Raw genomic sequence first — 24,706 nt, 5'->3', positions numbered from 1 at the left:
TTTGAGAAGATGAAGAGAGCGGCAGCTTACTCGTTCCCGGGTTGCAGGGCGGCCAAAAAGGCCTCCTGGGGGATCTCCACGCTGCCCATGCGCTTCATGCGCTTTTTGCCTTCTTTTTGCTTTTCCAGGAGCTTGCGCTTGCGGGTGATGTCACCGCCATAGCATTTGGCGGTGACGTCCTTGCGCAAGGGCGCCACCCGCTCGCGGGCGATGATCTTGGCGCCGATGGCCGCCTGAATGACGATCTCGAAGAGCTGCCGGTGGATGACCCGCTTGAGCTTGAGGGCGAGGGCCCGGCCTCGGTAGGGCGCGGCCTGCCGGTGCACGATGACGGACATGGCGTCCACCGGCTCCCCATTGATGAGGATGTCGAGCTTCACCAGGTCCGAAGGCCGGAAGTCCAAGAACTCGTAGTCCAAGGAGGCAAAGCCCCGGGTCACGGACTTGAGGCGGTCGAAGAAGTCATAGACGATTTCCGCAAAGGGGATCTCGTACGTGAGCACCACGCGGGTGGAGGTCAGGTAGCGCATGTCCTTCTGGATGCCGCGCTTTTCTTCGCACAGCCCCATGACGTTGCCCACGAACTCTCCCGGCACATGGATCTCCATGCGCACATACGGCTCGGCAATGGAGGCGATCTTCTCCTGCGGGGGGAGTTTGCTCGGATTGTCGATGTCGAGCACCGTGCCGTCCGTGCGGGTCACGCGGTAGATCACCGACGGGGCGGTGGCGATGAGCTTGGCCTGGAATTCCCGCTCCAGACGCTCCTGGATCACGTCCATGTGGAGCAGCCCCAAAAACCCGCAGCGGAAGCCGAAGCCCAGGGCCTGCGAAGTCTCGGGCTCGAAAGTCAGGGCCGCGTCGTTGAGCTGGAGCTTCTCCAGGGCGGATTTCAAGGTGTCGTACTCCGCGGGCTCCACGGGGTACAGACCGCAGAAAACCATGGGCTTGACCGCCTTGAATCCAGGAAAGGGCTTGTCCGCGGGCCGGGCTGGATCGATGATGGTGTCCCCCACCGGCGCATCCCGCAGGGCCTTGATGGAGGCGCACAAAAAGCCCACCTCACCGGCGGCCAAGGAGGCGATGTCCACGGCCTCGGGCGAGAACACGCCCAGCTTGGTGACCTCGAACTCCTTGCCCGTGGACCACATGCGGATGCGCTGCCCCAGGGAGATACGGCCGTCGAGCACGCGAAAGAGCACCACCACGCCCTGGTAGGAGTCATACCACGAATCGAAGATGAGGGCCCGCAATGGGGCGTCCGTATCCCCGCTGGGCGGCGGCACCTGGGCGATGATGCGCTCCAAGAGGGCGTCCACCCCCTCGCCGGTCTTGGCGGAAACCTTGAGGATGTCCGTGCAGTCCAGGCCGATGACCTCTTCGATCTCCGCCGCCACCCGGTCGGGCTCGGCGCTGGGCAGATCGATCTTGTTGAGCACGGGAATGACCTCGAGGTCATGGTCCAAGGCCAGGTACACGTTGGCCAAGGTCTGGGCCTCCACCCCTTGGGAGGCGTCCACCACCAGGAGCGCCCCATCGCAGGCCGCCAGACTTCGGGAGACTTCGTAGGAAAAGTCTACATGTCCGGGGGTGTCGATGAGATTCAGTATGTAGATGCGACCGTCCCGGGCGGTGTAGGGGATGCGTACAGTCTGGGCCTTGATGGTAATGCCGCGCTCCTGCTCCAGCTCCATACGGTCCAGGTATTGGTCCTTCTTCTGGCGCTCATTGATGAGCCGAGTGAGCTCCAGAATGCGGTCCGCCAGTGTGGACTTGCCGTGATCGATGTGCGCGATGATACTGAAGTTGCGGATATTTTCTTGACGTGCCATGAGCGGGCTTTGTTCCTCCCCCGAAAACGTGAGAGGCATTTCTAAAGCATCCCTGTCTGGTTGTCCATGCACGACCCCCTTGAAGGCGTCGGCCATTGCGGATACCATACAGCTCTCCTGCATCCCCCAATCTTTCCCGACGCCATGAGCCATCTCAAAGCCCTCATCGTCCATCCCGATGCCCAATTGCGCGGCCACCTCCGGGAACTCCTCGACCCGGTGAAAGAGGTCCTCGTCCTGGGCGAGGCCGTGACCTCCTTCGAGGCCATGGGACTGCTCGCGTACGTGCCTTACGACGTCCTCTTTTTGGGCATGGATCTCCCCCATGGGGTAAGCGGCATGGACTTGGCGCGGCATTTGAGCGGCCGGCCTCCTGCGGTGGTCTTTCTCGCGGAAAGTGAAGAGCATGCCTTCGAGGCCTTTGAGCTGGGGGCCGTGGACTATCTCTTGCGGCCGGTGACGACTTCCCGCTTTGCCCGCACCGTAGAGCGGCTGCGCGCCCTGGCCCCCATCCCCCCCACCGTGGCCCCGGCCATGCCACCGGGCCGGCCAGCGCGGGGCACCGGCGAGGAGACCGTACAGCTCGCCCTCGCCGAGGACGAAGAAGACCTTTTGGTCAACGCCCTGCGCCAGGCCTGGGACCCGGCCCAAGTCCGGCCCCCGGAGATCGAAAAACTGCCGGTCAACCAAGACGGCCGCCACATCCTCATCCCATATACGCAGATCGTCTATGTGGAGGCGTCGGAGGACTATAGTTTCGTGCACACGGCCACGGAGCGCTACCTCACCTCCTACCGCCTCAAAAATCTCGAAGCGCGCCTGGGCCCCCATGGCTTTTGCCGGGTGCACCGCAAATACCTCGTCAACCTCGACATGGTGACCGAAATCGCCTCCATGCCCGGCGGCAATTTTCTCCTGCGCACCGCAGGCCGCAAACGCATCGAGCTTCCCGTGAGCCGCCGCCGGGTGGGCGAGCTCAAAAAGATTCTTCAATTTTAGCCAGCTATGGCCAATGGCAGGAGCTTCCTATGATCGTCCCCTCCAATGCTGAACGGGTTTTTCGACCTCTCCCGCAGCTCGTCATCGAAGCCAACGTCAACCCCCACCAGCTCTCCCGGGCCCACGCCGCCGCGGCCCAAGACCCATTGGCGTACTGGGAAGAGGCGGCCCAAGAGCTGGAGTGGTTCCGCAAATGGGACACTATCCTCGATACGACCGCTCCGTCCTCCCCCCGCTGGTTTGTCGGGGCGCAGACCAATATCGTCCACAACTGCCTGGACCGGCACATCGCCACCGGGGTGAAGAACAAACTCGCCCTCATTTGGGAAGGCGAAGCCGGGGACACCCGCAAATACACCTATTACGAGGTGTATCGCGAGGTGAACAAGCTGGCCAATGCCCTGCGCTCCCTGGGGATCGGCAAGGGGGACCGCGTGCTGCTCTTCCTGCCGCTGCTTCCCCAAACCGCCTTTGCCATGCTCGCCACGGCCAAGATCGGCGCGGTACACTGCGCCGTATTTCCGGGGTTTTCCGCCAAGGCCCTGCGCAGCCGCATCCAGGAACTGCGGCCGCGCCTCGTCATCACCGCCGACGGGTTCTACCGGGGCGGACGCCTCGTTGCACTCAAGAGCATGGTGGACGAAGCCTTGGAAACCGGATGCGATTTCGTGGAAGGGGCCATCGTGGTGCGCCGGGCAGGCCTGGACACCCCCATGAACGAGTCCCGCGACCTCGACTACGACGCCGTGGTGCGCCGGGAGCGCTGGGAAGCCGCCACCGAAGTCATGCTCCACGACGATCCGCTGTTCATCCTCACCACCTCGGAAGACGGCGGCCGGCGCAAGGCCGTGGTCCACGGGCACGCGGGCTACATGGTGGCCTTGGCGCGCACGCTCTTGTGGCTCTTCGACATCAAGCCCACGGACATCTTTTGGTGCACCAGCGACATGGCCTGGATCACCGGACACAGCTACGTGCTCTATGGCCCCATGCTCGCCGGTACCACCACGGTCATGTACGAGGGGCACCCCCTCTATCCCCAGGCAGACCGCATGTGGGACATCGTGGACCGCTACGGGATCACCATCCTCTACACCGCGCCCACCATCATCCGCATGCTCATGCGCTACGGCGACCAGTACCCGGCCATGCACGACCTCTCCACGCTGCGGCTGCTGGCCTCGGCCGGCGAGGCACTGGGGGGGGAGGCATGGCTGTGGCTCTACAAAAACGTCGGCCACTCCCGCTGCCCGCTGCTGGACACCTGGTGGCAGACCGAGACCGGGTGCTGTATGATCTCCCCCTTCCCGGTGTCGGTCCTCAAGCCCGGCTCCGTGCATCGCCCCCTTCCCGGCATCAGCGCAGACATCGTCGATGCCCACGGGGCGAGCGTACCCAGCGGCGTCGTGGGGCGGCTCGTCATCACCCAGCCCTGGCCGTCCATGCCCCTGGAGTGCGTCCACGAGGCCGGCGAAGCCCCGTCCGCCTGGCAGAATGGACAATTTGATACCGGCGATCTGGCCGTGCGCGACGAAGACGGCCTCATCCACATCCAAGGACGGGCGGACGCGGTGCTCAATATCGCCGGCCACCGCTTAAGCTGCGCCGAGATCGAGCTCGCGCTTACAACCCACAAGGCGGTGGCCGCGGCTGCGGTCATCGGCGTGCCGGACCGCATCAAAGGCGAGGTGGCCAAGGCCTTCGTGGTCCTCACGCCGGAATTCGCCGCCCTGGAGGATCCCGGCGAGATCATCCGCCTGCTCCGCCAACATGTGCGCAAAGAAATCGGGCCAGTGGCGGTATTGCGCTCGGTGGTCTTCGTGGAGGCCATCCCACGCGCTGAGGACGGTGCTCCCGACCGCGCTGCCCTCAAGGCCCAAGAAAGCGAATAAAAAGGGGGGCAGCCGCCCCCCCCCGGTTGAATCCCTACGCCTCGATACGGGTCCCCAAAAGTTCCACAAAGGCCCGCATCCATTGCGGATGGGCCGGCCACGCGGGAGCCGTCACCAGCCACCCATCCACCACCGCATTGGTGAAGGTTTCGTTGACCTCCGCCCACGTGGCGCCTGCAGCCTCCAGGTCCGGACGGACCGCGGGATAGGCCGTGCACTGGCAGCCCTGCACCACCCCCGCGGCCACGAGCACCTGCTGGCCGTGGCAAATGGAGGCCACTGGTTTCTTGGCAGCAGCAAAGTGACGCACGATCTCCAAAACCCGCGGATTGAGGCGGATGTACTCCGGGGCCCGACCGCCAGGGATCACCAAGCCGTCATAGTCTTCCGGGCGCACTTCGTCGAACGTCGCGGTGAGCGTAAAGTTGTGCCCGGGCTTTTCCGTGTAGGTCTGATCCCCCTCGAAGTCGTGCACCGCCGTGCGCACCTGCTCGCCCGCCTTTTTCCCGGGACAGACGGCGTGGACCTCGTGCCCCACCATGAGCAGCATCTGAAACGGAACCATGACCTCGTAGTCTTCCACAAAATCACCCACGAGCATCAAAACCTTCTTGGCAGCCATAACACCTCCTCAACAATAGAAAATACATGGAAACGTGCCCCACGTATGTAGACGAAGCGCAGTCCGGACGGCAAGAACTTTCCTGTCTCCACCAATCCCGCCCTCAGACATTGAGGGCTAAACAAATTGGATGTACTCACGGAAAAGCATATCGGCAGTCTAGATCCTGTAACCGCCCCCCCCCGAACAGCCAGAGTCTTGAAGTCCGGCAGCTTGATCGATACTATAATTACATTGTGAATCAGCGAACCGCACCATGACACTAGCTCAAAATTTGACAATAATGACCCACATGAACGATGCACAAGTCGACATGACAAAACTATCTCTTCTTTGGTGCGCTCAACAAGCGTTCGAGAGGAGACCATCTTGATAGTACGTTGCGTAGAATTGTTCTGCGGTGCCGGAGGTTTAACGCACGGTTTCGTCCAAGAAGGGCTTCGTGTCAACGCGGGCATAGACCTCGACCCCGCGTGCCGTTACCCCTATTCGGCGAACAACGATGCGACGTTCATTCAACGAGACATCTCCAACATGGAGACGTCGGATGTCGCGAAACTCTTCACATCGGGCACCATTTGGGTTCTGGCCGGATGTGCGCCTTGTCAGCCGTTTTCGACCTACAGCCAGCGGTATGACACCAAAGCCGACCACAAATGGAGGCTGCTGTATGAATTCGCGCGAATTGCCGCGGGGGTGATGCCCGACATCGTCACCATGGAGAACGTTCCCGCAATAAGGAGACACGAGGTCTTCGACGACTTCGTGAAGACCCTCTTGGAGTTGGGTTACGAAGTATGGCACGACGTGATCGACTGCGCAGCATACGGCGTCCCTCAGTCCCGAAAACGCTTGGTTCTGCTCGCATCTCTACATGGCCCGATCAAACTGATCGATCCAATCCTTGATGAGAAAGGATACAAGACCGTCAGGCAGGCCATCGGGCAATTGCCACCCATCAAGGCGGGAGAATCGGATCCGAGAGACAAACTGCACGTCGCTTCGAAACTCTCCGAGAAGAACCTCGCACGCATCAGAGCCTCAAAACCTGGGGGTACGTGGCGAGACTGGCCTCGCCATCTCGTGGCCAAGTGCCACAGGCTCGATACCGGACGCACCTACCCCAGCGTGTACGGACGAATGGAGTGGGACAAACCAGCGCCGACGATCACCACTCAATGTTACGGGTTCGGCAACGGGCGCTTCGGACATCCAGAGCAGGATCGGGCGATCTCGCTACGTGAGGCTGCGATATTGCAGGGTTTCCCGAGGAGCTACAAGTTCGTCCCTCCCGGTGAGGAAGTCTGCTTCAAAACCGTGGGACGCCTGATTGGAAACGCCGTGCCCGTCGATCTGGGGCGTGCCATAGCGAAAAGCATCATTCGGCACATCGACCAGTGCGGAGTGAAGCCGAAAACGTCGATCGCGCGAGGACGCCATTCGACACGTGATCGACGTGAAGCGATTCGAGTGGGAGGGGCGATGTGAAGCGGGATACGACAGGAAAGAAAACGAGGAATGACACGCCACCTCTCCCTTCTTCGGCGGCAGTGAGTCGCCGCATGTCGGCGACGGGACAGAGGGATACCCCACCGGAAAAAGAGATCAGAAAGCGTCTCTTCGCCAAGGGACTGAGATACCGAGTCGACTATCCGGTCCTGACCAAACCGCGGCGTAGAGGAGACATCGTGTTCCCTGGAATCAAGGTCGCCGTCTTCGTAGATGGATGTTTCTGGCATGGGTGTCCAGTACACGGCACTTGGCCCAAGGCGAACGCCGATTTCTGGCGGGAGAAGATCAAGACCAACCGGGCGCGTGATGCCGACACGGACAGAAGGCTACGAGAGAATGGCTGGTTGGTCATCCGCGTATGGGAGCACGAGCCGCCAGACGATGTGGTGGAACGGATCGTGAGAGCCGTGGAAGAGCGCAGAAAACGATTCACCAAACGACGTGGGATGCGAACGGATGGAGAGTAGAGACATGCCGACGGCACGCGAGGCTTCGGTCCAGAAAATGGTGACCGTGATTCCGGAGCCTGGACAGATGGTCGAGGTTCGCCGACGCCTCTGGAGTGTCACCGAAGTGAACGGTGGCGCTCTCGGGGAGGACTGTGGAACCTCCTTCATCGCCCAACACGTCGTGAGTCTCTCCTCGTTGGAAGACGATTCGCTGGGTGAGGACATCGAGGTCGTGTGGGAACTCGAACCCGGCGCGCGAGTCTTGGAGCGCGCCGGTCTTCCCGACCTCTCGGGCCTCGACGACGTGGAACGCCTCGAGGCCTTCTTGGATGCCGTTCGATGGGGAGCCGTGACTCACGCCGATCGCGCCCTCCTGCAGGCTCCGTTTCGAAGTGGGATCACCATCGAGGACTATCAGTTGGATCCTCTGGTGAGAGCCATCGACATGGCGCGAACCAGTCTCCTGATAGCGGACGACGTGGGACTGGGCAAGACCATCGAAGCCGGTCTCGTGATCCGAGAACTCCTACTGAGGCACCGCGCGCGAACCGTCCTGATCGTTTGCCCGGCCTCCCTGCAGGTCAAGTGGCAGGAGGAGATGCGGGACAAGTTCGGTCTGGACTTCCGCATCGTGGATACGAACTACCTCAAGTGGCTCCGTCGCACGCGAGGCATCCATGCGAATCCCTGGACCTCCTATCCTCGTCTCATCACCTCCATCGACTGGGCAAAGTCCGGTGAACCTTTGCGTGCGATGAAGGACGCACTCCCCCTCCATCCGACATATCCAAGGCGTTTCGACATACTGGTCGTGGACGAGGCACACAACGTCGCTCCAGCCGCCGCGACTCGCTATGCACTGGAGAGCCAGCGCACGCGTTTCATTCGTACCATCGCCCCTCACTTCGAACACAAACTCTTTCTCAGCGCCACTCCTCACAACGGATATCAAGAATCCTTCACGGCGCTGCTGGAACTGCTGGACGACCGTCGCTTCGCACGGACGGTGATGCCGGACCGTAGGCAACTGGACAGAGTCATGGTCCGTCGTCTGAAGACCGACCTGGTCGACGCGAACGGCGATCCCATCTATCCCACGCGTCGACTGATGCCGCTGGAGATCCATTACACGGACGAGGAACGAGAGATCCATTGGATGCTCCAGCGATACACCGAGAGTCGTATCGCGCGCCTACGTGGAACCAGACACCTCTTCGGCACCGAGTTCGTGCTGAAGCTTCTGAAGAAGCGTCTCTTCTCTTCACCGGCCGCCTTCCGCCGCACCCTCGTGAAGTACATGGAGAGTCTGGAACGAGGTGTCCATGACTCGAGAGGCAAGCCCGGACGTTTCGAGGAGCGGATACTGCGCAGGGCCATCGTCCGCACGGAAGAGGAATACGCCGACGACGAATCGAAGGAACGGGCGCTGGACGAGGCAGTGGAAGCGTCGAGTCGCATGGTACCGCCGCTCACGACCGATGAGCGGCGGCTGCTCGACGCCATGCGCTCGTGGGCCGAGCGCAACGCGGAACGAGTGGATGCCAAGGCCAGGGCGATTCTCGAGTGGATCGAGACCCATCTCATCGAGGACGGAGAATGGAACGACCAGAGGGTGATCCTCTTCACGGAGTACCTGGATACCCACCGCTGGTTGCACCAGATACTCACCACTCACGGATATGGTGGTGAACGGTTGATGATCCTGCACGGCGGGATGGATTCCGACGAACGCGAGAGAGTGAAGGCAGCCTTCCAGGCCCACCCGTCCGTTTCCCCGGTACGTATCCTCTTGGCCACGGACGCGGCTTCGGAGGGTATAGACCTGCAGAACCACTGCAACAAACTCATCCATGTCGAGATCCCCTGGAACCCGAACGTCATGGAGCAGCGCAACGGTCGGATCGACCGACATGGTCAGCGGGAACGAGAAATCCTGATCTGGCATCCGGTCGGCAAGGCGTACGAACGCCAGATCGGTGTCGAAGGCACGAAAGCCGACGATCTCGAAGGCGATACCGAATTCTTGATGCGGGCCGCGTTGAAGGTCGACGCCATCCGTGAAGACTTGGGTAGCGTCGGTCCCGTGATCGCAAGACAGATAGAGGAGGCCATGCTCGGCAGGCGGAAGGATCTCGACACTCGCTCGGTCGAGACCCGTGTCCAGTCGGCGAGACGACTGGTTTCCGCAGAACGCAAGCTCCGTGAACGCATCTCACGGCTGCACGAGCGCTTGCTGGAGACGCGCGAGGCGCTGTGTCTCACTCCCGAGCGAATCCTCAGGGCGGTCCGGGTGGGCCTGGAGCTCGGAGGGCAGCCACCGCTCACACCCGCGAAACTGCCCGACGCTCCCGACGGCACCGTATTCCACATGCCCTCGCTGCAGGGGTCCTGGGCCAGGTGTACGGAAGGTTTGCGGCACCCCCACACGGGCGAGCGACGTCCCATCACCTTCGACCACGAGGTGGCGGATGGCCGTGACGACGTCGTCCTGGTCCATCTCGATCACCCGTTGGTTCAGATGTGTCTTCGCCTCTTGCGCGCGGAGATCTGGGCACGTGAGGACGTCAAGCGCCTTCATCGTGTGACGATCGCCACTCTGCCGGACGGTCGACTCGAGGCACCCATGGCCGTGGTCTGGTTTCGTCTCGTGATCACCGGCGGCGATCAGCACCGGCTGCACGAAGAGCTCACACTCGCCGGAGGCCTCTTGCGCCACGACCGTTTCACCCGTGAGGTGCGCGTCACAGTACTCCAGCGTCTGGTGGACGAAGCCCGACCGCTGGATTCGGTACGACGGAACGATCGCCTCTTCGCCATCCTCGCCGACCGTTTCCAGAGACACGAGTCGAGCCTGGTCTCCGCCATAGAAGCCCGCTCTCGAGACCGACTCCAGTACCTCACCAACACATTGGAGCGGCGCAAGGAGCAGGACATCCGAGACGTCCGTTCCGTCCTGAACGAACTGGCCGATGCCATCGAGAAGGAACTGGCGGAGCACGAAAAGCCTGTTCAGCTCACACTCTGGCCGGAAGAAGAGAAGCGGCAGTATCAGCGTGACTTGGAGGGATTGCGGCGACGTCTCGAGCGCATCCCGGAAGAGAAAGAACGGGAGGTCGAGACGGTGGCTCGACGCTATGCCGATCCCCGTGTCCATACCTTCCCGGTCAGTGTGGTCTTCCTGGTACCCGAATCCATGGCGAGGAGGGACTGATCCATGGCCGCCGTGATTCGTCAAACCGAATGGCTTTCTCTGATCGAGGTCTCCGGGCCTTTCCTGGTGCCGAGAGTCCTCGAAGAGGTCTTTCCCCAGGGACTCGAGAGGGTGGAGACGCCCGTTCGGCACCGGTTGCGCGAAGCCTACGAGGAGTGGCGCGAAGCCGTCGACACGGAGGATTCCGACCTCGAAGCGCTACATAGAGCATGGACGAGGTTGGTCCTGGAAGAGTGCCTCGAATACGACGATCGGGTCCTCGTGGCTGGGGACGACCTCCCAGGTTCCCTGTCCCATCACGTGGCCGAGCACGGGGAGACCATCCGACCCGACCTCGCCGTGGTCGCCGCCGACCGCACCTCGGTCATCGCGCCGATCTTCGTCTTGCCTCCCGACACCGACCTGGAACGACCACTGTCGGGCGCACGCTGGCCAGCTTCACCCCTCGAACGAGCGACCATGCTTTGCCGGGCCACCGGTGTCCGCATAGGCCTCGTCACCGACGGGGAGCGCTGGACGCTGGTTCACGTCACCAGGGACGGTGTGTCCGGTCACGCCTCTTGGTACGCGCGACTCTGGTGGCAGGAGCCGATCACCCTGCAGGCCTTTCGATCCTTGCTGGGCGTGCGTCGCCATTTCGGGCCCGACGACCAGACTCTGCCGGCACTACTCGACCGTTCGCTCGAATACCAGGACGAGGTCACCGATCGACTCGGGGAGCAGGTCCTGCATGCGGTGGAGGTCCTGATTCAAGCCTTGGACCGCGCCGACGTCGATCGCAACGGAGAACTGCTGCAGGAGGTCTCACCACAGGTGCTCTACGAGGCGGCGCTCACGGTGATGATGCGTTTGGTGTTCCTTCTTGCGGCGGAGGAACGGGGTCTGCTCCTGCTGGGCGATCCTCTCTACGATTCCCACTACGCCATCTCCACCCTCCGCGCCCAGCTTCGGGAACGAGCCGACCACGAGGGACTCGAGGTGCTGGAGCGGCGTTGGGAAGCCTGGTCGCGCCTGCTGGCCACGTTCCGCGCCGTGTACGCGGGTGTCGAACACCCGACGTTGCGTATGCCCGCCCTGGGTGGCTCCCTGTTCGACCCCGATCGCTTCCCGTTCCTCGAGGGGCGTCCCCCTGGCAGTCGTTGGCGCGAGACGCCCGCTCGACCGCTACCCATCGACGACCGTACCGTCCTTCTGCTCCTGGAATCGTTGCAGGTGCTGGAGGACCGGGGTGGGGCTCGTTTGCTCTCCTATCGTGGATTGGACGTGGAACAGATAGGCTACGTCTACGAGGGCCTGCTCGAACACACCGTCGCCCGGCTCGAAGAGCCCACGCTGGGACTCAGAGGTTCCCAGAAGGCGCCCAACCCCAACGTCAGGCTGTCCGATCTCGAGTCGGCACGGGTCGATGGCGAGACCGTCCTGGTGAAGCTGCTCGAAGAACGAACGGGCCGTTCCGCCAGCGCGCTCTCCAACGAGCTTCGTCGCGAGGTGGATGCCGAGACCGAAGGCCAACTGCTGCTCGCCTGCGGAAACGATAAGAAGCTCGCCGAACGCGTTCGCCCCTTCGTACACCTGCTCAGGGACGACGTATGGGGATATCCGCTCGTCTACCGAGCCGGCGGGATGGCGGTCGGTCATGGCGCCGATCGACGCGAGACCGGCAGCCACTACACCCCCAAGTCGCTCACCGAGGCGATCGTGGCCGAGACCCTGGAGCCATTGGTCTACGTCGGTCCCGCGGAGGGAGAACCGAGGGAGTCTTGAAGACTGAAGCCACCTCAGGAGATTCTCGATCTGAAGATCTGCGATCCGGCGATGGGATCGGGGGCATTCCTCGTCCAAGTGTGCCGCTACCTCTCGGAGCGGCTCGTCGAGGCATGGGGCCTGAAAGAGGATGGTGGGCGTGTCGTTGGAATGGATGGCCTGACCCACACACCGGAAGAAGCCGTCGAACCCCTTCCGAAGGACGAGGACGAACGGCTCGTGATCGCCCGACGTCTCGTGGCCGAGCGCTGTCTCTATGGCGTGGACGTGAATCCCCTGGCGGTGGAGCTGGCGAAGCTCTCGATCTGGTTGGTCACCCTGTCGAAGGGACGACCTCTTGAGTTTCTCGACCACAACCTGCGTTGTGGTGACAGCCTGCTCGGGATCCGTGATCTCAATCAACTCCTCTACCTCGACCTGAATCCAGACCGGGGTAGGCATAGGCCACTCTTTGCCCAGAACATCGAGCAGGCCATCAAGGAAAGTCTGGAGTGGCGTCGAACGATCCGGGCCACGCCGATCCATGACGTGCGTGACGTGCGCGACGCCGCAGAGATGGAGGAGGAGTCCCGCCAAGTGGTCGAAGCCCCGAGGATCGTCGCCGATGCGCTCGTCGGCCTGACGTTGGCCAGCGGTGGTGACGAACGAAGAGCGAGGCAGGCCTGGTTGGGATTGTCGATGCAAGTTGGGCCGTACCTCTCCGGCGACGGTGAGGCGGGACGACGCATCGCTCACATTGCCCGAAAAGCCTTGGACACCGATCTGCCCGCGGCCAAGCCACCGAGGCGTCCCTTCCACTGGCCCCTTGCCTTCCCCGAGGTGTTCGTGCGCGAAAACGGCGGCTTCGACGCCTTCGTGGGCAACCCGCCGTTCCTCGGGGGCAAGCGAATCAGCACCGTCATGGGGCCGGCGTACAACGAATGGCTCGTCGCCATACATGCGGGAACAAGCAAGAACGCCGACCTGGTGGCGCACTTCTTCCGTCGCGCATTCGTGCTACTGCGCGGCGGCGGGCACTTCGGCCTGCTCGCGACCAACACGATCGCAGAGGGCGACACGCGGCAGAGCGGACTCGAGTGGCTGCTGAAGCACGGCGCCGTCATCCACGCCGCCTACCCGAACGAGCCCTGGCCCGGATCGGCCGCCGTGGTCACGAGCCGCGTGCACGTGCACAAGGGGCCGTGGCAGGGCGAGCGCCGCCTGTCGGGCCGCTCCGTGCCGTTCATCTCCCCCTTCCTCTCCGACCGCGAGGAGTGGACGCCGAAACGCCTCAAGGCCAACGAGGGCATCGCCTTCCAGGGCTCCATCGTCCTCGGGATGGGCTTCGTGCTCACGCCCGACGAGGCGAAGCGTATGCTCGACGCCGACCCGAAGAACGCCGACGTGATCTTGCCCTACCTCAACGGCGAGGACTTGAACTCCGACCCCGAGCAGCGACCGAGCCGCTGGGTGATCAATTTCTGGGACTGGCCGGAGGAACGGGCGCAGGCATATGAGCTACCGTGGAAATGGGTCGAAGAACGAGTGAAGCCAGAGCGGCTTGAAAAGAGCAAGTCCAAGTCGTACCGGAACATCATGTCGATTTGGTGGCGGCACTGGAACGTCCGGCCGGAACTCTACCACGCCATCGGCCGCGGCCACGCCTTCGAGCGGCACCCGGACGGCTGGGACCCGGCGACGAAGCCGATGGAGCGAGTGTTGGTATGCAGTGAGGTCAACAAACATCTGGCATTCTCCTTTATAGTTAACACTTCGATCATGTCGGCCAATATTGATGTGTTTGCCATTGAATCGGCTGTTGATTTTGCATTGCTTCAATCATCTGTTCACATAGTTTGGGCATGGAGATACTCATCGAAACTGAAGATGGACTTAAAGTATTCGCCCGGGAATGCCTTCGGGACATTTCCCTTTCCTTCGAACGATAGATCCGCCCTGAAGCTTTTGGGAGAGAAATACCACTTGCTCCGTGCCGAATTCATGTGCACCGAACGCATTGGCTTAACCCAGCTCTACAACCGCTTCCACGACCCCGACGACCGCGATCCGCGCCTCGAGGAACTACGAGAGCTGCACCGCGAGATCGACGTGGCCGTCGCCCGCGCCTACGGCTGGGACGACCTCGACCTCGGCCACGGCTTCCATGAGGTGCCGTACCTCCCCGAGAACGACCGCGCGCGCTTCACCCTCTCCGAGCCCGCCCGCATCGAGGTCCTGCGCCGCCTGGCCGAGCTGAACCGGGAGCGCTGCGAGGAGGAGGTGGCCCGAGGCCTCCACGAAAAGGGGAACCAGAAGGGGAGGTCTCGCCGGAAGGGTTCCCGAAAGGCGGCCTCCGCGGGGACCACCGCAGCTCGACGACCGCTGCAACTCGAACTCGTCGCGGCTCCGTCGGAGCCGTCGCCCTCGGCGAATCCCGGCCGCGTCCTCCTAGAGTACCTCCGAACTCATCCCGGCTGGCACGCGAAGAGGGACCTCGTAGCCGCGACGGGCATCCCGGACGGCCGATGGAACGCCGTGATAAACGAGTTGTTGGCCGAAGGAAGAGTCGTTCGTCTGGGAGAACGTCGCGGGGCAAAGTACCGGGCTGCGACGTCTGCAACAGGAGGTGGCGAATGACCCCATACGACCAATTCCAAAAGAATATAGAGGCAGCCTCGCATTACAGGAAGATGTACAGAGAACTTCGGTCTCTGAAAAATTTGGGGGCCAAGGGGAAGCTTTCGGCTGAAAACCAATATCTCATGTGGTTGCCTCGCGCCATGGTGGTGGCATCGTTGAGCGCCTTGGATGCCTATGTACATCAAGTGCTCTACGATAAGATCCCAAGAATCCTTGTTGACGAAAACCAACGGATCCCAGGTCGTTTGGCGGAGTTAATCATCGATGCCGTTCCTATGAAAAAAGCAATGAAGTGGAAACTGCGATGCGATTCATCAGGTCGAAAAATGGACCGAAAGAGTTGGCAGACCTCATTCGAGAAAGACGATTGCAGTTCGAGTCTTATCAAGCGCCCGACAAGATCGTATCGGCATTCAAGATGATCGGCATCGAAGACATCTTTAAAGTCGTCGCAGAACGTTGGACGGGGCCCAAATCATCCAGAGATGACATAACCAAACGCCTGAGTGATTACGTCAAGCGACGGAACCAGATTGCTCACGAAGGCGACTTGGATACTCATCATGAACCAAGGGCTATCACTCCGGACTATGGACGTAAGTGTCAAGAGTTCACCGAAACGCTGGTCAAAAAAATGAATTCGATGATCTACGGGGGAGAGATTGACGCGTGATGCATAGGGAAATGAACGAGAAGAACGGGAAACAGACGAAGCCCAACGCCTGGTTGGTCCGCGTGGATGGTGAAGGAGTCGAGCGGCTGTACCACGGAATCGTGGTGACGGAGAGCTCGAAGAGATGTCATGGCATCTTGGAGGGCGACCTGCTCTTTTTGCATGAGGAGCGGGAGGGGCGGCGGTCGGTCGTGACGATCGGACGGGTCTATCGGATTCGGGTGGATCTGGACTCGATCACCTTCCTGTTCGATGCCGAGCTGGATCTGAAGACTCCCGTGATCCTGGAGGAACTGGAGTTGGAGCCGGACGACTCGACGTGGGCGACGCGCATCGAATGGGCGAAGGCCGTCTCGCTCCTGCAAAGCGTTGGGGTGTCCGATCCCGAATCCATCCCGCCGATAGAAGATCACGCCTATGTTCGTGACCTCCTCCAGATGGCGGTCGTCGACGACCTGCTCGGTCCTGCCGACGGGCCATTCGAGGAAGTGGTGGGCATGAGCGTGCGCGACCGTTACTTGGTCGGCAAGCTCGCCCCTCCAGACACCCGTGTACCGGACGATCAGGTGGAGGATCTTCCCGACTCGGCCACCACCGATCCCGACGGAGCCGAGCGAGAGATCGACGCATCCACGAGCCAATCCCTGGTGCCCTCTTCCTTCGGCTTCACGTTCTGCGTCGACGGCGAGGTGGAGACGATCAAGGTGGAGGCACGGTGGGGGCGTTACGAGCGAGGCGAGAGCGAGAGGTTCTTCGACGAGGAGACGGGTAAACCCAGGCGCGCATGGAAACGCGTCCCTCGAGGTGGGACCAAGGTCGTCCGGCTTCGAGAAGGGAGGATCGAACCGTTCGCCCCGGACGAGGAACAACCCGGCGTTGTCGTCGAAGGCATCGTTCGCGAGAAACTGCCGAACGGAGACCGTCTGGTGACGCTCTTCCTCGTCAACACGCAGGAGAAGCCCGAGACCAATCAGGACGAGGCCTGGATCTTCCAGCCGGAGTTGATCGTGCGCTCCGAGGACGGTTCCGCCATCTTCCGTCGCCGGCCAGTCGCCGAGTTGAATCACGATCTCGAGCGCGAGTCGCTCGCCATGATCTACCGCCGGCATGTGGAGTTCGCGGTAGGGCACGGCGTCTCCGTGCACGCCGAGACCAGTCCCGAGGACCCCGAACGGGCGGTGGAGGTGCGAACTCGCGTCGTGCCCCGGTACGAGGTGCCGGTCACCGAGACACCGGGCATGGAGCCACAGGACCGGCCCGCCATGCGCCGCATGATCGAGGAAGGATCGATCGACATGGCGCGGTTGGCCGAGATGGAACGCCACGAGTTGGTAGAGGCTCTCCGAGTCCTGACCGACGACTACCGGGAGTGGATCGAAGAGCAGCGGACCCGGATCGGAAAGGACGTGATCGGTCATGACGAGGCGGCTCGTTCGGCCATGGAACGGTGTTCGGAGATCTTGTCGCGTCTCGAAGAAGGAATCAGGGTCCTCGAAACCGACGACGAAGCGCTCGAGGCATTCCGTTTCGCCAATCGAGCGATGGCACTGCAGCGTGTCCGTAGCATCTACGCACGTGATCGTCGCAGGGGGAAGGACATCGCACCGGAGGACGTCGACATACCGAAGAACCGCACTTGGCGGCCGTTCCAGCTGGCCTTCCTGTTGTTGGCCCTCCCCTCGCTCGCAGATCCGACCCACCGGGACCGCACGGTTCCACTGGAGGCCTACGCCGACCTGCTCTGGTTTCCAACGGGCGGCGGCAAGACGGAAGCCTATCTGGGGCTGGCCGCATTCGCCATGGCCATCCGCCGTCTGCAGGGAAGGCTCGGGGGCTACGACGGGACGCGAGGACTGACGGTGATCATGCGTTACACGTTGCGCCTGCTCACCCTCCAACAGTTCCAGCGTGCCAGCACCCTGATATGCGCCATGGAGCACCTTCGCAGGAAAGCCATCGAAGCGGGTGATCGGTCTTGGGGAGAAGAACCCTTCACCATCGGTCTATGGGTGGGACAGCGCGTGACGCCCAACACCACGGAGGAGAGCGAGGCGGCCGTTCGGCAGGAACGTGGTACCGGGGGAAGGCCGACGGGCGCGGGAAGCCCCGCCCAGATCACGAGCTGTCCGTGGTGTGGCTCGGAGATCTCTCCGAGTCGTGACATCGAGGTCTCTCCCTTCAGGGGCGGTGAGGGACGGACGATCCTCTACTGTTCCGATCGGCTGGGTCGTTGCGAGTTCAGTCGGCGCCAGTCCAAGGGACGTGGGCTGCCGGTCCTGGTGGTGGACGACGAGATCTATCGCAGGCCCCCTTCCATGTTGATCGCCACCGTGGACAAGTTCGCCCTCATGGCCTGGCGGGGACAGATTCAGACGTTGTTCGGGCGCGCCGTAGCGGAATGCGAACGCCACGGTCTGATCTGGCCCGGATCGGAGGACACCGGCACTCATCGGAAATACAGAGACCTCCCCGCTGTGAGGCGCAAGGAACCCGTCCAGCCCATTCGCCCTCCAGACCTCATCATCCAGGACGAGTTCCATCTCATCAGCGGTCCACTCGGCACCATGGTGGGACTCTACGAGACGGCCGTGGAAGCGCTGTGCACCTGGGAGATGGAGGGCAGGCGGATCCACCCGAAAGTCGTCGCATCCACCGCTACGGCGCGCAAGGCTCAAGAGCAGGTACACAACGTGTTCCTTCGCCGGGTGGCGATCTTCCCGCCGCATGGACTGGACGTCGAGGACGACTTCTTCTCGATTCGACGTCCCTTGGAGGCGCGCCCCGGCCGACGTTATCTGGGAATCTGTGCCCCGGGGAGTTCACGGCCTGCGATGTTGATCCGTGTGTACGTCGCCTTCCTGACGGCGGCGAAGGCCTTGTTCGACCGGTTCGGACACATCGCCGACCCCTACATGACACTGGTGGGATACTTCAATTCTCTTCGGGAGCTCGGCGGCATGCGGCGCTTGGCGGAGGACGACGTCCAGACCCGTTGCTATCGCGTGCAGATGAGCGACGTGATACGCCCGGGACTGGCCCAACGATCCGTCTCTCAGATCGACGAGTTGACTTCCCGCGTCTCCAACAAGGAGATCCCGCGAAAGCTCGACCGACTCGAAGTACCCTACAAGGCCGACTGGGAAAGGGGAGAGATACGGGCGCTCGACGTGGTATTGGCCACCAACATGTTGTCGGTGGGGGTGGACGTGAATCGACTCGGTCTGATGGTGGTCAACGGTCAACCCAAGACGACGGCCGAGTACATTCAGGCCACGAGTCGAGTCGGCCGTGCCTTCCCAGGCCTGGTGTGTACGGTGTTCACGTGGGCACGGCCCCGCGATCTATCCCACTACGAGACCTTCGAGCACTATCACGCCACTTTCTACCAGCACGTGGAAGCCCAGTCGGTGACCCCGTTCGCACCACGGGCACTGGACAGGGGATCGACGGGTGTCCTGGTATCGCTGATACGGCACATGGACCCGGAACTCAACCCCAACTCCGGCGCCGAGAGGATGACCTCCTCGACTCGTCCAGCGGCGGTTCGAGCGAGGGACATCGTGGTGGAACGCGCTTGGCAGGTCTCCGACACCAAGGAGATTCGTGATCGTACCGACGCGATGGTCGCCAAGCGTCTCGACGACTGGGCTCACGAGGCCGGGACCGGTGGCCGCAGACTGGGGTACGACCGGAGTCGGGACGGTGTGACCGTTCCACTCTTGAGAAGGCCCGGCAAGGAGGCTTGGGGCGATTTCACCGTCCCCATGTCCATGCGCGAGGTGGAGCCCGGTGTGCGACTGGTGATGCATATCGACAGGATCGGCCCTGGTCCCGATTGGCCCCGCCGAAAGTCCGATGAGGATGGAGGGGACGAATGAACGGTACGAAAGAAACCGTGGTGGGCGAGATTCGCCCCAGTCAGCTTCTCTGGACCTATGGTCCTGGTGCGTCGATCGACCTGCCGAACCTGTCGGTGGTGACGATGGGGCTGGACCGTTGGGATCCAGACCTCTGCAGGCCCGTCCAGGAGCCACGTCTCCTGTATGCGGTGCGTCGGGTGTTGGGACATCAGGTCGAACGTCTATTGATACCTCCCGTCAGTCCGGATGAACGACTCGACCCCTTTTCCGAGGAGGCCAAACGAGGCGTACCCGTCAAGCCTTTCCCGCGATGGCTCCGGTGCGTCAAGTGCGGGCTGTTGGCAGAGTTCGACTCCGGCCTGTTCGAATGCAAACCGAATCCTTTCCGTCCAGAACTCACGCGGTTCGTCCACAAGAGTTGTGACAAGGGGCGCAACGCAGATGCCGTCCCGGCTCGTTTTCTCCTCGCGTGCAGGAAAGGGCATCTGGACGACTTCCCTTGGCACTGGTTCGTGCATGGCGGGCCCTCTTCGTGCAAGGGAACCCTGAGATTCTTCGAGAGCGGCGCGTCGCTCCAAACGGAGAATCTATGGGTCAAGTGTGACGAATGCGGTGCAAGGAAGTCCATGGCTCGAGCCTTCGGCCAGATGGGAGCCGAGAATCTCCCCGGATGCCGAGGTAGACATCCACACCTCGACCGATTCGAGGATTGTGACGAACCCCCTCGTGCCATCCTTCTCGGCGCCACGAATGGATGGTTCCCGATCTCCATTTCCTCCTTGGCCATTCCCCTGGGAACCGATCCTGTGACGCAATTGGTCGAGGAGAACTGGGACGTGTTCGGTGACGTGGAGTCGCTGGAGGAGCTCCGCATCACGATCAGGACCCTGGTCAAGCGCAACGCCGTTCCTGGGATAGACAAGCACGCACCCGAAGCGATCTGGAACGAGATCGAGAGCCGAAGGCGAGGCGACAGCGAGAGCGACCTCGTCACGGACGTCGACATGAAAGTACCCGAGTGGCAGGTGTTCACAGCGTCCGAACCTCCTCTCGACTGGCCACATTTCATGGTGACGAAAGTAGACGCGCCGACCAGATACGCCGACTGGATTCGCTCGGTGGTGCTCGTCGAGCGTCTACGAGAGGTCAATGCTCTGGTAGGCTTCACACGCGTCGAGCCGCCGGAGGAAGCCGGCGAGAACGAGGAACGACCAAAGCTGGCCCCGATCGGCAATGGGCCTCCCCGTTGGGTGCCGGTGAACGAGGTGCACGGGGAAGGAATCTTCATCCAGTTCGACGAGGCCAGAATCGCCGAATGGCTCGGTCGGACCGAGGTCTTGGCACGGGACGAGGAACTGCGGAAAGGACATCGAGGTTGGAGGAACGCCAGGAGACTGGACCCGAACGAAGGTTATCCTGGAATCAAATACGTCTTGCTGCACACCTTCGCCCATCTACTGCTCCGTGAACTCACACTCGAGTGTGGATACAACGCCGCGAGCATTCGAGAGCGTGTCTACGCATCCAAGGAAGGAGACGAGGTCGTCATGGCGGGTGTCCTCCTCTACACCGCCGCCGCAGACTCCGACGGAACACTGGGTGGGTTGGTGGAACTCGGGAAACCCAACAATCTTGGTCGGTTGATGGCCCAGGCACTGGACAGGGCGCGTATCTGTTCATCGGATCCCCTGTGTTCGGAGCATCTCCCCGAGAAGGACCGGAGTCTGCACGCCGCGGCATGCCACGCTTGTAGCTTCGCCGCAGAGACGTCCTGTGAGCGCGGGAACCGCTACCTCGATCGTGCGCTCTTGGTTCCCATCGTCGGTCACGAAAACGCCGCCTTCTTCGGATGGTCGCCATGAACAGCGGATTGTATCGAGCGATTTCTCGTGTGGTGAGGGAACTCGAACCAGGACGGTTACGGCGTCTCGTCGGCGTCATTCGTGGCTTGGAAGGCGTCGAAGGAGCCGGTTCGATCCTCTCGTTGGGTTTTCAAGGGAAGGCTGCCGACTGTGTGAACGACCTCGTACGCGAATGGAAGAGGAACACCGAACTTGATCCCGCTTCCCTGGCACTGGCGATGGAAGCCGCAGCTCATATACATGAGGCCTCGGAAGACCACTCCATAGAAATCGTATGGACGGGGCCCAGGACGGAGTTCGTTCCTGTGAGAAGGACGGAACAAGTTCTTCTCGAACTGATCCGCTCGGCGAAGAAATCGGTGTTCCTCGTGAGCTTCGTGGCCCATGGGGTGCCCACCCTCAAGGAAGCCCTGAGGGATGCGATGGCCAGGAACGTCGCCGTCTCGATCCTGGTCGAGCGGGGCAAGGAACATGGGGGCATGCTGTCATTCGACCCCGTGGTTCCGTTGAGAGAAAGCCTGCCGGGAGTGAGAATTTATACTTGGCCTCCCGAGAACAGGGAGCTCGACGATGCTGGTAGGCACGGATCGGTCCACGCCAAATGCGCAGTGGCCGACGGAAAGATCGCTTTCGTGACCAGCGCGAATCTGACCGATGCAGCGCTGGAGAAAAACATGGAGCTGGGTCTCCTGGTCACTGGGGGGAGAATCCCTCAGTCCATACAGAGGCACCTGGAGGCGTTGATCGTGACGAAACAGATAGCACAAGTCTGAGGCGCATAGACAGTACTTGAGGATTTCTTCTAGGCCGTAGAGAGGACTTTGGAGAAAACTTTTGAACATCCACTTGATCACGAGAACTTAGAGAATCTTTATCTGCTCGCTCTGCTTGACAGTAGTCCTCTTTCCGCCCTTGGTCCCAGACAATACTTCAATCTTTCCCGCACGCTCAGTCGCTTTTACTCACTGGGATCCATTTCATCCAGACACACAACGCATTGGGGCCGCAAGCGCGGCCCCAACACAAACATCCATCCGGGATGGCGTTATTTTTCTGCTGTCTTCTTTTTCTTCTCCGGGCCTTTCACCTGCACCATCTGGTTCATGATTTTCTCTGCTGTAGGCTTGCGGTGCGGGCTTTCCATATAGAGGCAATTGACCGGGCAGTTCTCCACACAAATTCCACAGTACACACAGGCATATGGATCTACCTGCCAGGTTTTGGCGTCCTTATCCACGGTGATGCACTGGGACGGACATTTCTTCTGGCACATGCCGCAGAGGATGCACTCTTCGATATTGTTGAAGAGATTTCCCCGCACATTGGGAAACGGCTCACGGGTCTGGAGAGGATAGAGCCGTGTATGCGCCTTGGAGAAGAAGTTCTCGATGATGGTTCGCGTCATGTCGAACATGATATCCTCCTTTAGCGCTCCGTGCAGCTGATGCACGGGTCGATAGACAAAGCCACTACCGGCACATCCGCCATCTCAATGCCCGGGAGCATGGCCAGAAGCGGCGGCACATTGGCAAATGTGGGGGTGCGGATGCGCACCCGCTCCAAGAACTTGGAGCCATTTCCCTTGACGTAGTACATGAGCTCACCGCGGGGCTGCTCCGAGCGGCAGACGATCTCCCCTTCCGGCTTGGCCGCCTTGACCTTCACACTGATCTCGCCGTCCGGGAGCTTGTTGATGAGCTGGCGCACGATGTCGATGGCCTGGTAGAGTTCCCGGAAGCGCACCATGGTGCGGGCCCACGAGTCGCCGTCCGTCTCCACCACCGGCTCGAAGTCCACGTACTTATAGGCGCCATAACCGGTCATGCGCGCGTCCTGGGCAACGCCCGAGCCGCGCAGCACCGGGCCCACGGCCCCCAATTCGTAAGCCTGTTCCTTGGTGAGTACGCCCACGCCCACGGTGCGTTTCTTCACCGTGTAGTCGTTGGTGAGCACGGGCTTGATCTTGTCGAGCTCGGCTTCCAACTCGTCGATGACCTGACGGATCCAGCGGATCTGGTCCGCCGACAGGTCGCGGCGCACGCCGCCCACCTTGTTGACGGAGATGATGACGCGGTTGCCCGCCGTGGCCTCCATGACGTCCATGACCCGTTCGCGGATGCGCCAGCAATGCATGAACAGGCTCTCCATGCCAAAGGCGTCCGCCAAAAGGCCCAGCCACAAGAGGTGCGAATGCATGCGGTGCAGCTCCGACCAGATGATGCGCAAGAATTCAGCGCGCTGGGGCACCTCGATGCCCAAAATGCCCTCCACGCACATGCAGTAGGTGTGGGCATGGATGCAGCTGCAGATGCCGCATACCCGCTCCACCACCTGCACCATCTGATCCACGTCTTTCAAGGAAACCAAGGTCTCCAAACCCCGGTGCACGTAGCCGAGCATGGGGATGGCCTCAGTGACGATCTCGTCCTTCAAGGTAATTTTGAGATGGAGTGGTTCCGGCAGAACCGGATGCTGCGGTCCAAAAGGAATGATGGTGGACATCAGTTGCCCTCCTTGGGAGCTTGGGATTCCTGTACGGACACCTTACAGAAGGGATAGCGCTTGACTTCCTCCTCCAGATAGAAATGCCCGCCGAAATCCAGCACCAGACCATCGAAGGAGATCCCAAAATGGTCCTTGGTTTCGTTTTCAATGCACAGGGCCGCAAAATAGATCCCCGAGATGCTCGGCACCGTATCGCCTTTGAGCACTGTGATGCGCAGATGCGTCATCTGCAGATCACGGTCAAAGTGATACAGGAGATCGAAGCCGTCTCCCAAATCCACACAGGTCATGGTGACGAAACGGTACCCTTGCGCCTTGAGGGATTTCACCTCAGCAACAAGCTGATTTTTCGCAATATTCTTGGTTTCCAGGGCCATGGCTTACTCCACCACCTGACGGTCTTCACGGTTTGCATAGAATTCCCGAGCCTTGTGCAGCTCCTCGGCCAAGGCATCGGTATCCTTGGTGCTGCGGCGCTCCTTGAGCTTCGCCAAGGCCAGCACCACACCATCGATGATGGCTTCCGGCTTGGCCGGACAGCCCGGCACATACACGTCCACCGGGATGACCTTGTCCACGCCGCCCACCACGTTATAGGCGTCGCGGAAAATTCCGCCGGAAGTACCGCAGGCGCCGATGGCGATCACCGCCCGGGGCTCGGGCATCTGGTCGTACACATTACGCAGGGCCTTGGCGTTCCGATAATTCACCGTGCCCGAAACGATCAGGATATCCGCATGCTTGGGATTTCCAATATTGAGGATGCCAAAGCGCTCCACATCATAGAGAGGGGTCAAGCATGCCAGGACTTCAATGTCGCAACCGTTGCAGCTTCCGCAATCGAAATGCACGATCCACGGAGACTTGACGCGCGAGGTTTCTACCAGATTTTTGAAGAATCCCATA

Annotated in this window: 18 protein-coding genes; 12 read left to right on the top strand and 6 right to left on the bottom strand. The window is 61.3% G+C overall.

Going from position 1 to position 24,706, the window contains the following annotated elements; genetic code table 11:
• Positions 1–26 precede the first annotated feature (26 nt).
• Positions 27–1,832: a translation elongation factor 4 gene (gene lepA / locus BR00_RS08710; protein ID WP_496477203.1), complete on the bottom strand. Its 1,806-nt coding sequence runs from the start codon at positions 1,830–1,832 to the stop codon at positions 27–29.
• 144 nt (positions 1,833–1,976) lie between these two features.
• On the opposite strand from lepA, the gene BR00_RS08705 reads away from it, so the two are divergent.
• Both BR00_RS08705 and BR00_RS08700 read left to right on the top strand, forming a co-directional pair.
• The gene (locus BR00_RS08705; protein WP_496477202.1) at positions 1,977–2,831 is read left to right on the top strand and encodes a LytR/AlgR family response regulator transcription factor; all 855 of its coding nucleotides are present in this window, start codon (positions 1,977–1,979) and stop codon (positions 2,829–2,831) included.
• Between the two features lie 29 nt (positions 2,832–2,860).
• Positions 2,861–4,723 (top strand): acetate--CoA ligase, encoded by a 1,863-nt coding sequence (locus tag BR00_RS08700; RefSeq protein ID WP_496477201.1) that lies wholly within the window; start codon positions 2,861–2,863, stop codon positions 4,721–4,723.
• Between the two features lie 34 nt (positions 4,724–4,757).
• On the opposite strand, the gene BR00_RS08695 is transcribed toward BR00_RS08700, so the two are convergent.
• Positions 4,758–5,345, bottom strand: a complete 588-nt coding sequence (locus tag BR00_RS08695; RefSeq protein ID WP_496477200.1) for a DJ-1/PfpI family protein — start codon at positions 5,343–5,345, stop codon at positions 4,758–4,760.
• Between the two features lie 336 nt (positions 5,346–5,681).
• Between BR00_RS08695 and BR00_RS08690 the strand changes: the two genes are divergently transcribed.
• The 10 genes from BR00_RS08690 (at position 5,682) to drmC (ending at position 22,068) form a co-directional block, all read left to right on the top strand.
• Positions 5,682–6,833, top strand: a complete 1,152-nt coding sequence (locus tag BR00_RS08690; RefSeq protein ID WP_496477321.1) for a DNA cytosine methyltransferase — start codon at positions 5,682–5,684, stop codon at positions 6,831–6,833.
• Positions 6,830–7,324 carry a very short patch repair endonuclease gene (locus BR00_RS08685; protein WP_496477199.1) on the top strand — a complete coding sequence of 165 codons (495 nt, stop codon included), beginning with the start codon at positions 6,830–6,832 and terminating at the stop codon, positions 7,322–7,324. The genes BR00_RS08690 and BR00_RS08685 overlap by 4 nt, the downstream gene beginning before the upstream one ends.
• A gap of 4 nt (positions 7,325–7,328) precedes the next feature.
• Entirely contained in the window at positions 7,329–10,517 is a 3,189-nt protein-coding gene (drmD, locus tag BR00_RS08680) for a DISARM system SNF2-like helicase DrmD (protein ID WP_496477198.1), read from the top strand.
• Between the two features lie 3 nt (positions 10,518–10,520).
• Entirely contained in the window at positions 10,521–12,281 is a 1,761-nt protein-coding gene (locus BR00_RS08675) for a hypothetical protein (protein ID WP_496477197.1), read from the top strand.
• Between the two features lie 78 nt (positions 12,282–12,359).
• Positions 12,360–14,897, top strand: coding sequence for an Eco57I restriction-modification methylase domain-containing protein (locus tag BR00_RS08670; RefSeq protein ID WP_496477196.1), 2,538 nt, complete (start codon positions 12,360–12,362; stop codon positions 14,895–14,897).
• Positions 14,894–15,322 carry a hypothetical protein gene (locus tag BR00_RS08665; protein WP_496477195.1) on the top strand — a complete coding sequence of 143 codons (429 nt, stop codon included), beginning with the start codon at positions 14,894–14,896 and terminating at the stop codon, positions 15,320–15,322. Before BR00_RS08670 ends, BR00_RS08665 begins: the two co-directional genes overlap by 4 nt.
• A complete protein-coding gene (locus BR00_RS08660) occupies positions 15,319–15,573 on the top strand; it encodes a hypothetical protein (RefSeq protein WP_496477194.1) in 255 nt (84 codons plus the stop codon). The genes BR00_RS08665 and BR00_RS08660 overlap by 4 nt, the downstream gene beginning before the upstream one ends.
• Positions 15,574–15,584: 11 nt before the next feature.
• Positions 15,585–19,451, top strand: a complete 3,867-nt coding sequence (drmA, locus tag BR00_RS08655; protein ID WP_496477193.1) for a DISARM system helicase DrmA — start codon at positions 15,585–15,587, stop codon at positions 19,449–19,451.
• Positions 19,448–21,295: a DrmB family protein gene (gene drmB / locus BR00_RS08650; RefSeq protein WP_496477192.1), complete on the top strand. Its 1,848-nt coding sequence runs from the start codon at positions 19,448–19,450 to the stop codon at positions 21,293–21,295. Before drmA ends, drmB begins: the two co-directional genes overlap by 4 nt.
• On the top strand, positions 21,292–22,068 hold the full coding sequence (drmC, locus tag BR00_RS08645) for a DISARM system phospholipase D-like protein DrmC (RefSeq protein WP_496477191.1): 777 nt from the start codon (positions 21,292–21,294) through the stop codon (positions 22,066–22,068). Before drmB ends, drmC begins: the two co-directional genes overlap by 4 nt.
• A gap of 272 nt (positions 22,069–22,340) precedes the next feature.
• Here the strand turns inward: drmC and BR00_RS08640 are convergent, their stop codons facing one another.
• From BR00_RS08640 to BR00_RS08625, 4 genes are read right to left on the bottom strand one after another with little or no spacing between them, the layout of a single operon-like run.
• Positions 22,341–22,709 carry a 4Fe-4S binding protein gene (locus BR00_RS08640; protein WP_496477190.1) on the bottom strand — a complete coding sequence of 123 codons (369 nt, stop codon included), beginning with the start codon at positions 22,707–22,709 and terminating at the stop codon, positions 22,341–22,343.
• A gap of 11 nt (positions 22,710–22,720) precedes the next feature.
• Positions 22,721–23,800 carry a hydrogenase large subunit gene (locus tag BR00_RS08635; RefSeq protein WP_496477320.1) on the bottom strand — a complete coding sequence of 360 codons (1,080 nt, stop codon included), beginning with the start codon at positions 23,798–23,800 and terminating at the stop codon, positions 22,721–22,723.
• Positions 23,797–24,177, bottom strand: coding sequence for an NADH-quinone oxidoreductase subunit C (locus BR00_RS08630; protein WP_496477189.1), 381 nt, complete (start codon positions 24,175–24,177; stop codon positions 23,797–23,799). Before BR00_RS08630 ends, BR00_RS08635 begins: the two co-directional genes overlap by 4 nt.
• Positions 24,178–24,180: 3 nt before the next feature.
• Positions 24,181–24,705 (bottom strand): NADH-quinone oxidoreductase subunit B family protein, encoded by a 525-nt coding sequence (locus tag BR00_RS08625; RefSeq protein WP_496477188.1) that lies wholly within the window; start codon positions 24,703–24,705, stop codon positions 24,181–24,183.
• Position 24,706 lies beyond the last annotated feature (1 nt).

The sequence above is a fragment of the Thermodesulfomicrobium thermophilum DSM 16697 genome, from assembly GCF_059568695.1.
The sequence above is the reverse complement of the archived record's forward strand: the minus strand, read 5'-3'. Positions and strand labels throughout refer to the sequence as shown.

Coding starts and splice junctions, on each gene's coding strand:
- lepA (WP_496477203.1), bottom strand. CDS start 1,832: ATGGCACGTCAAGAAAATATCCGCAACTTCAGTATCATCGCGCACATC.
- BR00_RS08705 (WP_496477202.1), top strand. CDS start 1,977: ATGAGCCATCTCAAAGCCCTCATCGTCCATCCCGATGCCCAATTGCGC.
- BR00_RS08700 (WP_496477201.1), top strand. CDS start 2,861: ATGATCGTCCCCTCCAATGCTGAACGGGTTTTTCGACCTCTCCCGCAG.
- BR00_RS08695 (WP_496477200.1), bottom strand. CDS start 5,345: ATGGCTGCCAAGAAGGTTTTGATGCTCGTGGGTGATTTTGTGGAAGAC.
- drmD (WP_496477198.1), top strand. CDS start 7,329: ATGCCGACGGCACGCGAGGCTTCGGTCCAGAAAATGGTGACCGTGATT.
- BR00_RS08675 (WP_496477197.1), top strand. CDS start 10,521: ATGGCCGCCGTGATTCGTCAAACCGAATGGCTTTCTCTGATCGAGGTC.
- BR00_RS08665 (WP_496477195.1), top strand. CDS start 14,894: ATGACCCCATACGACCAATTCCAAAAGAATATAGAGGCAGCCTCGCAT.
- BR00_RS08660 (WP_496477194.1), top strand. CDS start 15,319: ATGATCGGCATCGAAGACATCTTTAAAGTCGTCGCAGAACGTTGGACG.
- drmA (WP_496477193.1), top strand. CDS start 15,585: ATGAACGAGAAGAACGGGAAACAGACGAAGCCCAACGCCTGGTTGGTC.
- drmB (WP_496477192.1), top strand. CDS start 19,448: ATGAACGGTACGAAAGAAACCGTGGTGGGCGAGATTCGCCCCAGTCAG.
- drmC (WP_496477191.1), top strand. CDS start 21,292: ATGAACAGCGGATTGTATCGAGCGATTTCTCGTGTGGTGAGGGAACTC.
- BR00_RS08640 (WP_496477190.1), bottom strand. CDS start 22,709: ATGTTCGACATGACGCGAACCATCATCGAGAACTTCTTCTCCAAGGCG.
- BR00_RS08630 (WP_496477189.1), bottom strand. CDS start 24,177: ATGGCCCTGGAAACCAAGAATATTGCGAAAAATCAGCTTGTTGCTGAG.
- BR00_RS08625 (WP_496477188.1), bottom strand. CDS start 24,705: ATGGGATTCTTCAAAAATCTGGTAGAAACCTCGCGCGTCAAGTCTCCG.